This window comes from Variovorax multivorans (assembly GCF_051216835.1).
Taxonomy (GTDB): Bacteria; Pseudomonadota; Gammaproteobacteria; order Burkholderiales; family Burkholderiaceae_C; genus Variovorax.
The window spans coordinates 578,828-591,106 of the sequence record NZ_JBPJZL010000002.1 but is presented as its reverse complement, the minus strand read 5'-3'; the positions used below and the strand labels follow the sequence as shown (position 1 = coordinate 591,106).

At 69.1% G+C, this 12,279-nt stretch carries 8 protein-coding genes; 2 read left to right on the top strand and 6 right to left on the bottom strand.

From position 1 onward, the window contains the following. Position 1 precedes the first annotated feature (1 nt). From ACSFCA_RS06355 to ACSFCA_RS06335, 5 genes are all read right to left on the bottom strand, one after another. Positions 2-1,141: an ATP-binding protein gene (locus tag ACSFCA_RS06355; RefSeq protein WP_435458984.1), complete on the bottom strand. Its 1,140-nt coding sequence runs from the start codon at positions 1,139-1,141 to the stop codon at positions 2-4. Positions 1,142-1,280: 139 nt separating this feature from the next. Beyond that, positions 1,281-5,450 (bottom strand): WGR and DUF4132 domain-containing protein, encoded by a 4,170-nt coding sequence (locus tag ACSFCA_RS06350; RefSeq protein ID WP_435458983.1) that lies wholly within the window; start codon positions 5,448-5,450, stop codon positions 1,281-1,283. A gap of 111 nt (positions 5,451-5,561) precedes the next feature. After that, a complete protein-coding gene (locus ACSFCA_RS06345; RefSeq protein ID WP_435458982.1) occupies positions 5,562-6,719 on the bottom strand; it encodes a GGDEF domain-containing protein in 1,158 nt (385 codons plus the stop codon). A 9-nt stretch (positions 6,720-6,728) separates the two neighbouring features. Further along, complete coding sequence (recJ, locus tag ACSFCA_RS06340; RefSeq protein ID WP_435458981.1) at positions 6,729-8,450, bottom strand: single-stranded-DNA-specific exonuclease RecJ; 1,722 nt, start codon at positions 8,448-8,450, stop codon at positions 6,729-6,731. Further along, entirely contained in the window at positions 8,447-9,409 is a 963-nt protein-coding gene (locus ACSFCA_RS06335) for a hypothetical protein (protein WP_435458980.1), read from the bottom strand. Before ACSFCA_RS06335 ends, recJ begins: the two co-directional genes overlap by 4 nt. A 143-nt stretch (positions 9,410-9,552) precedes the next feature. On the opposite strand from ACSFCA_RS06335, the gene ACSFCA_RS06330 reads away from it, so the two are divergent. Together ACSFCA_RS06330 and lolD are read left to right on the top strand one after the other, a co-directional pair. Further along, complete coding sequence (locus ACSFCA_RS06330) at positions 9,553-10,809, top strand: lipoprotein-releasing ABC transporter permease subunit (RefSeq protein ID WP_435458979.1); 1,257 nt, start codon at positions 9,553-9,555, stop codon at positions 10,807-10,809. Next, positions 10,802-11,479 (top strand): lipoprotein-releasing ABC transporter ATP-binding protein LolD, encoded by a 678-nt coding sequence (gene lolD / locus ACSFCA_RS06325; RefSeq protein ID WP_307613754.1) that lies wholly within the window; start codon positions 10,802-10,804, stop codon positions 11,477-11,479. The genes ACSFCA_RS06330 and lolD overlap by 8 nt, the downstream gene beginning before the upstream one ends. Here lolD and ACSFCA_RS06320 read toward each other — a convergent pair. Further along, entirely contained in the window at positions 11,476-12,243 is a 768-nt protein-coding gene (locus tag ACSFCA_RS06320; RefSeq protein WP_435458978.1) for a sigma-70 family RNA polymerase sigma factor, read from the bottom strand. The two genes, lolD and ACSFCA_RS06320, sit on opposite strands and share 4 nt — an antisense overlap. Positions 12,244-12,279: the final 36 nt, after the last annotated feature.

The following is a 12,279-nucleotide window of genomic DNA, read 5'->3' as shown; positions in this document are numbered from 1 at the left end:
TTCAGGGCAGACGGTGGCGTGCTTCGTAGTACGCGCGCCAGTGGGCACCGTTGCGCTTGGCGGCCTTCTGCTCGAAGTAGCGCCGCAGCTTCGCGCGGTCGTCCGCGTTGTCCTTCACCACCGTGCCGGCGATGCAGTCGACCAGGTCGGCCGGCGAGCCTTCGCGCTGTTCGAGGAACCAGGCGCGCACGCCGACCGCATGCGCCACGTTCACGGCTTCGGCGGTGGACATCACGGCGGTGAGCCGGTCCATCGCGGCATCGCCTGCGTTGCCGTTGTCACCCTTGGTCGGCGCGCCACGCAGGTCGCGGAAGGTCGACACCAGCAGCTCCAGCACAGGTGCTGGCACGGTTTTCGGAATGCCGCTCTGCGCGAGCAGCCGCGTCGACGACTCCTGCACCAGCGCCAGTTCGCGGTCGAAGTCGAGGATGGGAAACACCGTCTCGAAGTCGAAGCGCCGCTTCAGCGCCGCGCTCATCTCGTTCACGCCGCGGTCGCGCGTGTTGGCGGTGGCGATGATGTTGAAGCCCTCGCGCGCATAGAGCATGCCGTGCTCGCCCGACAGCTCGGGCACCGCCATCACGCGGTCCGACAGCATGCCGAGCAGGCAGTCTTGCACTTCCAGCGGCGCTCGCGTGATTTCTTCGAAGCGCACCACCTGCCCCTGCTGCATGCCGAGGTACAGCGGCGCCGGCACCATCGCGCGCGGACTCGGGCCTTCGTTGATGAGCAGCGCGTAGTTCCACCCGTACTTGATCTGGTCTTCGGTGATCGACGCGCCGCCCTGGATGGTGAGCGTCGAGATGCCCGAGATGGCCGTGGCCAGCAGCTCCGACAGCATCGACTTCGCCGTGCCCGGCTCGCCCACCAGCATCAGCCCGCGGCCGGTAGCCAGCGTGACGAGCATGCGCTCGATGCTTGCCACGGGCGCGACGATCTTCGGTGCGATGTCGAGCGCCGCATCGCCGAGGATGAACGAGCGCGCGGCCTTCAGGCCCAGTGCCCAGCCGGGCGGGCGCGGGTCTTTGTCCTGCGCCTGCAGCCGCGCGAGCTGTGCGGCGTAGAGGATCTCGGCTGGCGGGCGCTGCAGTTGCTGCTGCTGCGCCGCGTCTTTGTCTTTGGTCTTGCTGGTGGTGGCCATCTTTGAAACAGGTCAGGTCAAATTTCGGGGAACACCGCGGAACCGGCTTTGCCGGGCCGCAGGTGTTGCCCCCGGTAGGGGGAAGGCGCAGCGACACGAAGTGCGCGAAAGCCTGGGGGCGAGCCTCATTCCACGAGCCTCATGCCCGAAGGCCCTCCATGTCACGAATGAGTTCGCTCGCGGAAATCGGATCGAGCTGGTGCAGCTTCTCCGCGTCCTGCATGTTGCCCCAGCCCGAAGGCTTGCCGACCTGCACCTCGCCGAGCTGCTGCTCGGGGTACTCGTCGACCATGCCGACGATGATGCCTGGGTCGAGGTACAGCTCGATCACCCGGTCGGTGCCCAGCGGCTTGGTGAAGTACCAGATGCCGCCGCCGTCCTGCGCCTCGCCGCGGCGCCAGCCCTTGTTGGCGAGGCCGAGCACGCGGCCCGTGGGCACCTTGGCGTTCTTCCAGCGTTCGAGCTTGTTGTTGTTCTTCTCTTCCTCGGTCAGCGTGTAGACGTCGCGGCCGATCTGCGCGAAGGGCTGCAACAGCTCGTAGTCGGCGAACACCTGGCCGAAGGCCGCGGCGTCGGCGGCCGAGAGGTCCAGCGCATGCGGCACGCCGATGCGGACGTTCTCGCCCGTAGGCAGCTCGAAGGCGTCGTCCTCCGCGGTGGTGTAGCCGCCGTCCTCGGCCACGCGGAAGCAGGCCTGCAGCCGGCCGCCGTAGCTGCCGCCGCCGTCGACCTCGTACACGGCCCAGATCAGGCGCTGCACCAGGTGGCGCACCAGCGGATGCTCAACCAGGAAGGTGCGGAACACCTCGGGCGTCCATCGGCGGCGCGCGCACATCGCGACCTCGAGGCGCAGCAGCTGCTGGCTCGCGATGGTGCGCGCGTCCTTCTTGAGCAGCTTGAAGCGCTCGACCGCTTCCTTGCCCAGTTCCGCGTCGTCGGTCTTCTTGGGCTTGGGCAGGTCGGGCAGGCGCGCGCCATCGACGCCGTCGGCGCCGGTTTCGCGTACATAAGGCTTGAGTGTCTCGTCGAAGCCGACCTTGAATGCGCGTGGGCCGAAGTCCAGACGCATCGTGCCCTGCTCGTCGAGGCCGAGGTCGGGCGCGAGCCGGTCCTCGAGTTCTTCGGTGCTCAGGCCGCGCGCCTCGGCAATGGCGTCGATCTTTTCGCGCGCCTTGTCCTGCAGGCCCTTGAACTTGACCTTCTGCGCGATGCCGTTGAGCAGCATCAGCGCCACGTCGCTGCCGATGTTGGCGAGCACGTCGAGCCCGGTGACGGCGCGCGCGTGGGCCGCCTCGCCGGGCCATGCCCGGATGAAGGGGGTGAGCTTGCGGGCCGTGTCGTCGTTGCCTAGCTGGCCCAGGCTGGTGAGGGCCCAGCCTTCCTTGCTCGGACCGCTGGCCTCGAGCCAGGCGGTGAAGGCGTCCCAGGCGAAGTCGGCGAGCGATTCCGCGTCGCAGGCTTCCTTGGCGACGGCAATGCCGCCGTAGATTTCCTCGTTGGTCGGAAAGGTCAGCATCTGGCCGAGGTTGTCGAGCGCGTCGTCGGGCAGGGCCTTGCCGTTCTTCAGCACCGGCCGGCGCCAGCCGCGCGGTTGCCAGAACTCGGGCAGCTTCGCGCGCTTGGTGGGGAAGCGGTCGAGCGGGCTCTCGTCGAGCACGGCACGCAGTGCTTCCACCACCTCGGGCTTGCCGTAGCGGCCTGCGACTTCGAGCAGCAGTGCCTCGTGGCCATTGGCCTGCAGCAGCCGCAGCGCCGAGCCCGCGCAGTCGCGCGCCTCGCCAGCCTTGCCGAGCGCCGGTGCGATCAGCCCGCAGGCGGCGTGCTCGGGGTACTTGAGCAGCCATTCGCGGCCGGTGGCGCGCAAGGTCTTGAGCTTCGCGAAGGCGCGCGCGGCGGGCAGCGCGAGTTCGGGAGCGCCGTAGTAGAGCGCGAAGGCCAGGTTCTCGCCCGGCTTGGCGCGCACCATCGACAACAGGCCCGGCAACACCGCCAGGCCGTGCGTCGCGAGGATGCGCCCGATGCCGTAGTCCTCGGCCTCGCCGGCGATCGCGTTCCAGAAGGGCACACCGACGGCGGCCGGCAGCATCGCCGCATAGGCCGACTGGAACCGGAACCAGTAGTAGCGCTCCTTCTTGCGCTCGGCCACCATGGCGCGCCAGCTGGCGACCAGCGCATCGGCATCGCCGGCGGCAACAGCTGCTGCTGCGGCATCGCCCAGGGGGCGCAGAGCCTGCTTGCTGCGGTCGAAGCCCAGTTCCTCGAGCAGGACATGCACGTCCTGCTGCGCGCTCGAGTGGCGGCTCTTCTGCCAGGTATTGGTGCTCAGCGCGTTCGCGTGCGCGGCATCGTCCCAGCGCTCGACAGGGGCCAGCGCCAGTGGCTCCAGCACGAGCGAGCCGGCCGCCTTCTTCTGTAGCTTGGCCAGCCATGGCGGCGCGGCCAGTACGCCCGGCAGCTCGTCCGCGCCGGCCACTTCGGCCGGGCCGGCCAGCAGCGCGAGCTGCCGGTCGATCACGGCCTGCGCGCCGGCGTCGAGCCAGGGGCGCAGCGCGTCGACCGAGCCTGCGTGCGCGCGCAGCAGCCGCGTGAGGCTGGGCGTGACGAGGTTGGCGTCCTTGCCGCCGGCCGCGACCAGCCGCGACAGCGCCACCAGCGCCGCCTGCGGCCAGCGGTCGACCGAGAGCGAGAAGCGCGCGAGCGCAGCCTTGGAACTGCCGGCCACGCGCGCCAGCGCCTGCACTGCCTCGGGTGTGCCGATGGCGGCGAGGCCGTCGCCGGCTTCATCGTTGGCGGCGCCGCGCTCCAGCCCTTCGACCGCATCGAGTCCGCGCTCCTGGATCAGCGTGGCCACCATGTTGTCGTGGCCCCAGAAGCCGGTGGAGTAGCCGACCCGCGCCTTCGCCGCCAGCGCGATGGCCGCGGGGTCGGTGGCGGTCAGCGCCAGCCAGTGCAGGGTCTCGGGCGTGTCGCTCTCGGCCGCGAGGGCGTGCGCCAGCGCATTCGAGATTTCTGGCGCGTCGGGCAGCAGCATCGCGATGACCGGGCGGCGGATCGCATGCAGTTGCGGCAGAGCGGCTTCGATACGGTCGCGGCACTCCTGCCAGACCTCGGGCCCGGCCGCGGCCAAGTGGCGCCGCATGGCCTGTTCGCCCTGGCCCAGCGGGCCGCGCCAGCCGTTGCTCATTGGCCGGGTCACGGTGCCGGAAAAACGGCTCTTGCGGGTCTTGGTCTTGTAGTCGTGGTCGGTCTCGATCTGGACGCGCTGCGCGTCCAGCATGATGTTCACGGCGTCGGCCAGGCCGTATTGCGCGACCAGGTAGTCGACGATCGTTTCAGCCGGCTCGTTCTCGCCGTAGTAGCCCGAGGTGGCCAGCGCCAGCGCGAGCATCAGCGCGTCGGCCTCGGCGTCCGGGCCGGGCGCCGAGCCGGTGGATGGTGCGGCCATGCGCTCGAGCAGGCGCTGCGCGGCGGGGCGCAGCGCGGCGTCGGTGCCGTCGAGGTCGATCGAGGCTTCGAGCTTGCGCTGCGCCAGGAACCACGCGGCTGTCTCGCCACGGCTCTCCACCGGCTGGGGGAAGCGGCGCGACGCGAAGGCCACGCGCCGCATCTCGGGCGTGAAGCGGATCGGCGTGCCGGCGGCCAGCCAGGGCGGCGTGTCGGTGCCGTTCGCGGCATCGACGGCAGAGGGCAGGGTGAGCGGCGCAGCGGTGCTGCCGGCCGTGGTCGCGAGCTGCCGCGCGATCTCCTTTGCGCGCTTGCCCGGCGTGGCGGTGGTACCCCAGCCGGAAAGCAGCCCCTGCTCTTTGAGCCGCTTGAAGGCGAGTGCCGCGCCCTGTTCGCTCACGCCGTGCTGGCGCTTGAGCACCGCCACCGACAGCGCGTCCGTCGGCTTGAGCTGGTCGGCTTCGAGTTGCGCGCGCACTGCCTCGAAGGCGCGGTCGGCCTGTGCGTCGATGCTTTCGGTGGGGGCCGCGGGTTCTTCCGCGGCTGTGGCTGCGCTCGATGGGACCTCGTGCGTCGTCGTTGCAGCTGCCTTCTCGGCCTTGGGCTTGGCCTCGACCTTCGGCTTCGCCTCGGTCTTGCCGATGGCCGCGCTGGCGGCCACGCCCACTTCAGAGTAACCCTTGCCGGTCTTCTCGGTTACCAGCTTGGTCAGCGCGGTGGCAGCCTTGGTGGCGTCGTCGAACGACTTGGTCTGGCTCTGGCCCGCGGTGCCGATGCGGCCCCAGCGAATGTTGAGCTCGGTGTCTGCCTGCTCGATTTCCCAGAATTTGCTGGCGGTTCCCTCGATGAGTTCAAAGCGGCGCATGGAAAAAACATCCTCCTGTGAGTTCGCCGCAAAGGATAAAGGGCCTGCGTGAAAGCTCGGCCCCTCTACAGCAAGAAGATTTCGCTCCGCGCGACAACGTTTACGAAGAAATCATTCACGTGCCGCCGCGCCGCCCGCATGTTCCCCCGCGAAGACGTAGGCCGGCCCCATGCGCTGCCGCTTGCAATGCTGAAGCGCGCGGCCGGCCGATTCGAGCAGGCCGGCCAGCGTGCTGCCGTCGGCAGGGTGGCAGGCAATGCCCATGCTGAGCTCGCCGCCCGCGAGCAGCCGGCCTTCGTAGGCCACCGGCCTGGCGCCTGCGGTCTCGATGCGGATGGCCATCTCCGCGAGCTTCTGCCGCGGCGGGCTGCCGACCAGAAGAATCGCGAACTCGTCGCTGCCGAGCCGGGCGACCATGTCGTCGGCGCGCACCTGCTCGCGCAGGCGCTGGGCGATGGCGGCCAGCACCGCGTCGCCGCCCGCGCGGCCATGCCGCTTGTTCACGGCCTCGAAGCCGTTCAGGTCGATCAGCATCAGCGAGAAAGGCCGGCCGTTGTGCAGCCATTCCTCGCCGCGTTTCTCGAAGCCGGCGCGGCTGGCGGCGCCGGTGAGCGCGTCGGTGCCCGAGTCTCCCGCCTTCTGCTGCGTGCGTGCCTCGCCGGCGCTATCGCCCCGCAGGCGCATGCCGAGCGCGAAGATGAAGACCACCAGTTCGGCGATCACCGCGGCCTGCACCAGGTTCGGCTGGGGCGGCGCCCACGCCGGCCCGATCCAGGCCGACATCCGCTCGGTCGAGAGGCCGCCGAGCAGCAGTGCCGCGCCGGCCAGGAACAGCGCTGCCGGCCACGGCTGGCGGCGCAGCACCTTCACAGCGCCCGCCGCGAGGACCATGGTGGAAGCCACAGCCAGCGCCTGCACCATGCGCAGTGTCCACAGGCGCTGCGTTTCGAGCGCGGCATAGAGGGTGGCGATCGCGAAGATGACCAGCGTTGCCTGCGCGACCCGGTCGAGTCGGGGCGCGAAATCTTCCAGCCGCAGCAATTGCCGCACGAACTGCAGACGGCATGCCGTCCACAGCACCAGCGCCGCCGCGGGCCATTGCGCGAATTGCGCGGAAGGCGCGAGGCTGTTCAACCCGGCGAAGGCCACCAGCGCGCACGCGCAACTCAACGCGTACCAGCCGTGGACCTGCGTGCCGAACACCAGCAGCAGCATCAGGCCGCTGGTCGTCAGGCCGGCCAGCAGGCCGTAGCTCACGCCGTCGAACATCGAGGCCCCTTAAAACTCAGCGCCTTCGACCAGGAAGCGCAGCCTGCGCACGCCCTGCCATTCATCGGCATCGAGCCGGAACGCCAGCTTGACCTTCGGCGGCAGCGGCTCGGTGTGGCTGAACCAGATCGCGTCGATAGGCTGACCCTGGTGCCTGAGCTTGAGCGAGAGGTGCTTCTCGCCCACCAGCCGCTGCGACACCACTTCCACTTCTTCGCTGAAAGTGGGCGGCGCAAAGCCCTGGCCCCACACCTCGCGGTGCAGCGTGTCGACGAGGTCGATGCGCATGTACTCGCGCTCGATCGGCCCGTCGGTCTCGATCTGCCGCGTGAGCGCGGCCTCGGCCAGCCATTCGCCGGCCACCTGTGCGAAACCTTTCTCGAAAGTCTCGAAGTGCTCGCGCGCGACCGTGCAGCCAGCCGCCATCGCATGGCCGCCGAAGCGCAGCAGCACGCCAGGGTGGCGCTTGGCCACGAGATCGAGCGCGTCGCGCAGATGGAAGCCCGGAATCGACCGGCCCGAGCCTTTCAGCTCCTGCTCCTTGCCCGGCGCGCCGCTCGCGGCGAAGACGAAAGTGGGGCGGTGAAAGCGGTCCTTGATGCGCGAGGCCACGATGCCCACCACGCCTTCATGAAAGCCCGCGTCGAACACGCTGATGGCCGGCGGCGGGGCTTCGATGCCCTCGCCGTCGGTGGCGAACAGCGATTCGGCCAGCAGCAGCGCCTGGTCGCGCATGCCGCCCTCGATGTCGCGCCGCTCGCGGTTGATGCCGTCGAGCATGCGTGCGAGTTCCTCGGCGCGGCCTGCGTCGTCGGTCAGCAGGCATTCGATGCCCAGCGTCATGTCGGCCAGCCGGCCGGCGGCGTTGATGCGCGGGCCGAGGGCAAAGCCGAAGTCGAATGTGGTGGCCGCCGATGCATTGCGGCCAGCGGCCTTGAACAGCGCAGCCACGCCGGCGGGCATCGTGCCGGCGCGGATGCGGCGCAGGCCTTGCGCCACAAGGCGGCGGTTGTTGGCGTCGAGCTTCACCACGTCGGCCACCGTGCCGAGCGCGACCAGCGGCAGCAGCACATCGAGCTTGGGCTGAGTGGCGGTGTCGAACACACCGCGCTTGCGCAGCTCGGAGCGCAGTGCGAGCAGCACATAGAACATCACGCCGACACCGGCGATGCTCTTGCTCTCGAACTCGCAGCCGGGCTGGTTCGGGTTGACCAGCACGTCGGCCGAAGGCAGCTCGGGGCCGGGCAGATGGTGGTCGGTTACCAGCACCTGCAGGCCGCGCACCTTGGCGGCGGCCACGCCTTCGACGCTGGCGATTCCGTTGTCGACGGTGATCAGCATGTCGGCACCGCTGTCGGCCACGCGCTCGGCAATGGGCGGCGTGAGGCCGTAGCCATCGACCACGCGGTCGGGCACGAGGTAGCTCACGTGCTTGGCGCCCAGCAGGCGCAAGCCGCGCACGCCGACCGCGCAGGCGGTGGCGCCGTCGCAGTCGTAGTCGGCGACGATGCACAGGCGCTTGTCTTGGGCGATGGCGTCGGCCAGCAGCACCGCGGCCTCGTGCGTGCCGCGCAGCGTGTCGGGAAGCAGCAGGCGTGCGAGGCCGTCGTCGAGCTCTTCCTTGGCGCGCACGCCGCGGGCGGCAAAGAGCCTTGCCAGCAGCGGATGCACGCCGGCCTGCTCCAGCGCCCAGACGGTGCGCGGGGGGATCTCCCGGGCGATGATCTTCATAGCGCCTCCAGCACGGTGGCGGCCCGCTTGCGGTCGAACAGGCTCCTGGCCCAGCCGGCCAGCCCGCGCGGCTGCACGGTGTAGCGTTGGGCGGTGCGGTCGCCGCACAGCGTGAGCGACACGGTGTCGCCGCGCGTGTAGTCGGCCAGAAGCGCGGCGACGGGGCCCGCATCGAGCTCTTGCCAGGCGGCGGCCCAGGCCATGCCGTCGTCGCGCAGGGCGGCGATGCGCAGGGCGTCGCTCACTGTCGGTGCCGCGGCAGGTGCGGCTTCTTTATTCAGCGCGCCGGTGCCGCTGAGCCAGAACGAATTGATGGGTGGCACGCCGCGCGCGGCGCGGTCGTCGTTCACGCGCTGCGTGTACAGCAGCATCTGCATTTCGTTCTGCAGCCGGCGCAGCGGCCGCGCGGCATCGGCCAGCGGCGACCATTGCGAGATCGGGTAGCCCACGGCGCGGTCGATGGAGGCGGTGGCCAGCCCGTCGAAGATGCGCGCGCGCGCCAGCCATCGGCCGGGCACGGGGGAGGGGTGCAGCACGATGCCGTCTTCCTCGAAGAAGGGACGCGCGGCTTCCAGCAGGGCGGTCGATTCGTCGGCGTCGATCTCGATGGCGGCGGGGTCGCCCAGCACCACGTCGTCGATGCCGACCTGCCAGTTGCACAGCATGACGACGCCCCAGCCTTCGGTGTCGCCGGGTGCGGCGATGCCCAGCCGCCGCGCATCGAGCGCGCCCCAGGGGATGCAGCCGTCGGCGGCCGTGATGCCCAGCGCCTGCGCCAGCGCGCGTTCATGCGGAGGCGAGCGCGTGCTTTCGTCTTGTGTGTCGGTGTCCGCGAGGGTGAGGCGCTGCAGCAGGGTTTCGAGATTGGGGAGCCGAAGCGTCGGCAGCGCCGCGCGGCATGCCGGGGAACCGCGGCCGGCAAAGGGGATCAACAAGTGACGTGGGAGGGTTTCGGCCATCTCCCTATTGTCCGGGAAGCCCTGAGGTCATCCGGAATGCCACAATTCCGCCGTATGACCTACCCCCTCGCTCCTCACTTCGTGTATTCGCTGCCCCCCGAGGGCGGGCAAATTTCCCTTGAGGCGGCTCGGCGGGAAATTTGATGCGACTCCCTTATGAACTGCAGCTCGGCTGGCGCTACACGCGCGCAGGCCGGGCGACGCGGCGCAACGGCTTCATCTCCTTCATCTCCGGTGTCTCGATGCTCGGCATCGCGCTGGGCGTGGCGGCGCTGATCATTGTGCTCAGTGTGATGAACGGCTTCCAGAAGGAGGTGCGCGACCGCATGCTCGGCGTGGTGTCGCACATCGAGATCTTCTCGCGCGACGGGCAGGCGCTGCAAAGCCTCGACCAGATCATGGCTGCGGCGCGCAAGCACCCCGAAGTGATCGGCGCGGCGCCCTTCATCAACACGCAGGCGCTGATTGCGCGCGGCGAGGACATGAAGGGCACGATCGTGCGCGGCATCGATCCCAAGCTCGAACCCGAAGTCACCGACATCAACGGCATCGCCTCGAAGGGCACCTTCGACAAGCTGGTGCCGGGCGAGTTCGGCATCGTGCTCGGCGCCGAGCTGGCGCGCTCGCTCTTCGTGCAGCCGGGCGACCAGGTCACGCTGGTGGCGCCGGGCGGGCAGGTCACGCCGGCGGGCGTGGTGCCGAGGCTCAAGCAGTTCACCGTGGTCGGCACCTTCGATTCGGGCCATTACGAGTACGACTCGGCGCTGGCCATGGTCCACGAGCAGGACGCGGCCAAGGTGTTCCGCCTCGAAGGGCCGACCGGCATCCGCCTGAAGCTCAAGAACCTCAACGAGGCGCGCGACGTGGCGGACCAGCTGGCAGTGACCCTGCCGGGCGAGTTCCTCATCCGCGACTGGACGCGCCAGAACAAGACATGGTTCGCGGCCGTGCAGGTCGAGAAACGCATGATGTTCATCATCCTCACGCTGATCGTGGCGGTGGCGGCCTTCAACCTCGTCTCCACGCTGGTGATGACCGTGACCGACAAGCGTGCCGACATCGCCATTCTGCGCACGCTGGGCAGTTCGCCGCGCAGCATCATGGGCATCTTCGTGGTGCAGGGCGCGATGGTGGGCGTGATCGGCACCGTGGCCGGGCTGCTGCTGGGGCTTGGCATCGCCTACAACATCGACGTGATCGTGCCCTTCCTGGAGCAGCTGTTCCACGCGAGCTTCCTGCCGAAGGACATCTACCTGATCAGCAAGATGCCGAGCGATCCGCAGCGCAGCGACATCATGCCCATTGCAATCATCTCCCTCGTGCTGGCCTTCCTGGCCACGCTGTACCCGAGCTGGCGCGCCAGCCGCGTGAACCCGGCTGAGGCCTTGCGCTATGAGTGAAGTTGTTCTGAAGGCCCGTGGACTCACCAAGCGCTTCCACGAGGGCCGGCTCGACCTGACCGTGCTGCACGGCGTGGACCTCGACGTGCATGCCGGCGAAACGCTGGCCATCGTCGGCGCCTCGGGCTCCGGCAAGAGCACGCTGCTGCATTTGATGGGCGGGCTCGACGAGCCCACGGCCGGCAAGGTCGAACTGCTGGGCAAGGACATCGCGCACGCCGATGCGGCGGAGCAGGGGCGGCTGCGCAACCAGCACCTGGGCTTCGTCTACCAGTTCCATCACCTGCTGCCCGAGTTCAGCGCGCTGGACAACGTGGCCATGCCGCTGAAGATCCGGCGCGTGGAGCCCCATGCGGCCGCGCAGTCGGCCACGAAGATCCTCGAGAGCGTGGGGCTGGGCCAGCGCCTGCATCACCGGCCGGCCGAACTGTCGGGCGGCGAACGCCAGCGGGTTGCGATTGCGCGCGCACTGGTCACGCAACCGGCCTGCGTGCTGGCCGATGAGCCCACTGGCAACCTCGACCGCAGCACGGCGGACACGGTGTTCGAGCTGATGCTCGAACTTGCGCACCGGCATGGCACGGCCTTCGTGATGGTCACGCATGACCAGGATCTGGCGAAGCGGTGTGATCGGGTGCTGCAGTTGGTGGCGGGGCGGCTGGCGGGCTAGACAGCCAGCAGTTCGGTCATTTCTTCCTGTTGCCGCACATCCAGCGGCAGCACGCACAACACCTTTCCACCCAGCGTGAGCACAAGGCCGAGCCGGCCGCCGATCTGCATCATCTGGCAGACCACGCGCGGAGCATCAGGCCTTGGGGCAGCCGTTGCCGACACTGCGACAGCACGCGTCGGCGGCTGCCGCAGCATCGCGAACAGCGTTCGTGCATCGCAGTCGCTCAGCGCCTGCCGATACACATGGAAGGCCGCTTCCGAGCCGCTTTCTGTTCCGTCCTTGTCCTGCCGAAGACGCAGCAGCGCCCGATGCAACTGCTGCCGGCAAGCCGCCTCGGTCTTGCCGCTGGCTTGGGCAATTTCCTTGAAGCTGGCTTCGAATACTTCGCGCAGCAGCACCGCGGCGCCGTCCGAAGGCGACAGCCTGGCGGCAATCAGGCGCAGCGCCTGTTCAATGGACTCGGCCTGCGCCGCATCGGCTTCCGCCGAAGGTGCTTCGGGCGCAAGCCCTTCAGCATCGCGCAGCCAGCGCTGCATCCAGTTCTCCCGCCGCAACTTGTCGATGGCAATGTTCTGCATCACCGTCGTCAGCCAGGCCTGCACCGAATCGGGCTCGGGCATGTCGCCAGCTTCGAGCGCGCGCAGGTAGCTTTCCTGCACCACGTCTTCGGCATCCGCCGGACCACCCAGCATTCGCGCCGCTGCGCGAACCAGCCGGCTTCGCAGCGCCGGGAATTGCGAGAGATAGCGTTCATCGAGCATCGCCGCAGCTTGCCATAGCGCGCAATGTCACGAAAC

Excerpts from the sequence above, each read along its gene's own strand:
- ACSFCA_RS06355 (WP_435458984.1), bottom strand. The coding sequence starts at position 1,141 with ATGGCCACCACCAGCAAGACCAAAGACAAAGACGCGGCGCAGCAGCAG.
- ACSFCA_RS06345 (WP_435458982.1), bottom strand. The coding sequence starts at position 6,719 with ATGTTCGACGGCGTGAGCTACGGCCTGCTGGCCGGCCTGACGACCAGC.
- lolD (WP_307613754.1), top strand. The coding sequence starts at position 10,802 with ATGAGTGAAGTTGTTCTGAAGGCCCGTGGACTCACCAAGCGCTTCCAC.
- ACSFCA_RS06335 (WP_435458980.1), bottom strand. The coding sequence starts at position 9,409 with ATGGCCGAAACCCTCCCACGTCACTTGTTGATCCCCTTTGCCGGCCGC.
- recJ (WP_435458981.1), bottom strand. The coding sequence starts at position 8,450 with ATGAAGATCATCGCCCGGGAGATCCCCCCGCGCACCGTCTGGGCGCTG.
- ACSFCA_RS06320 (WP_435458978.1), bottom strand. The coding sequence starts at position 12,243 with ATGCTCGATGAACGCTATCTCTCGCAATTCCCGGCGCTGCGAAGCCGG.
- ACSFCA_RS06330 (WP_435458979.1), top strand. The coding sequence starts at position 9,553 with ATGCGACTCCCTTATGAACTGCAGCTCGGCTGGCGCTACACGCGCGCA.
- ACSFCA_RS06350 (WP_435458983.1), bottom strand. The coding sequence starts at position 5,450 with ATGCGCCGCTTTGAACTCATCGAGGGAACCGCCAGCAAATTCTGGGAA.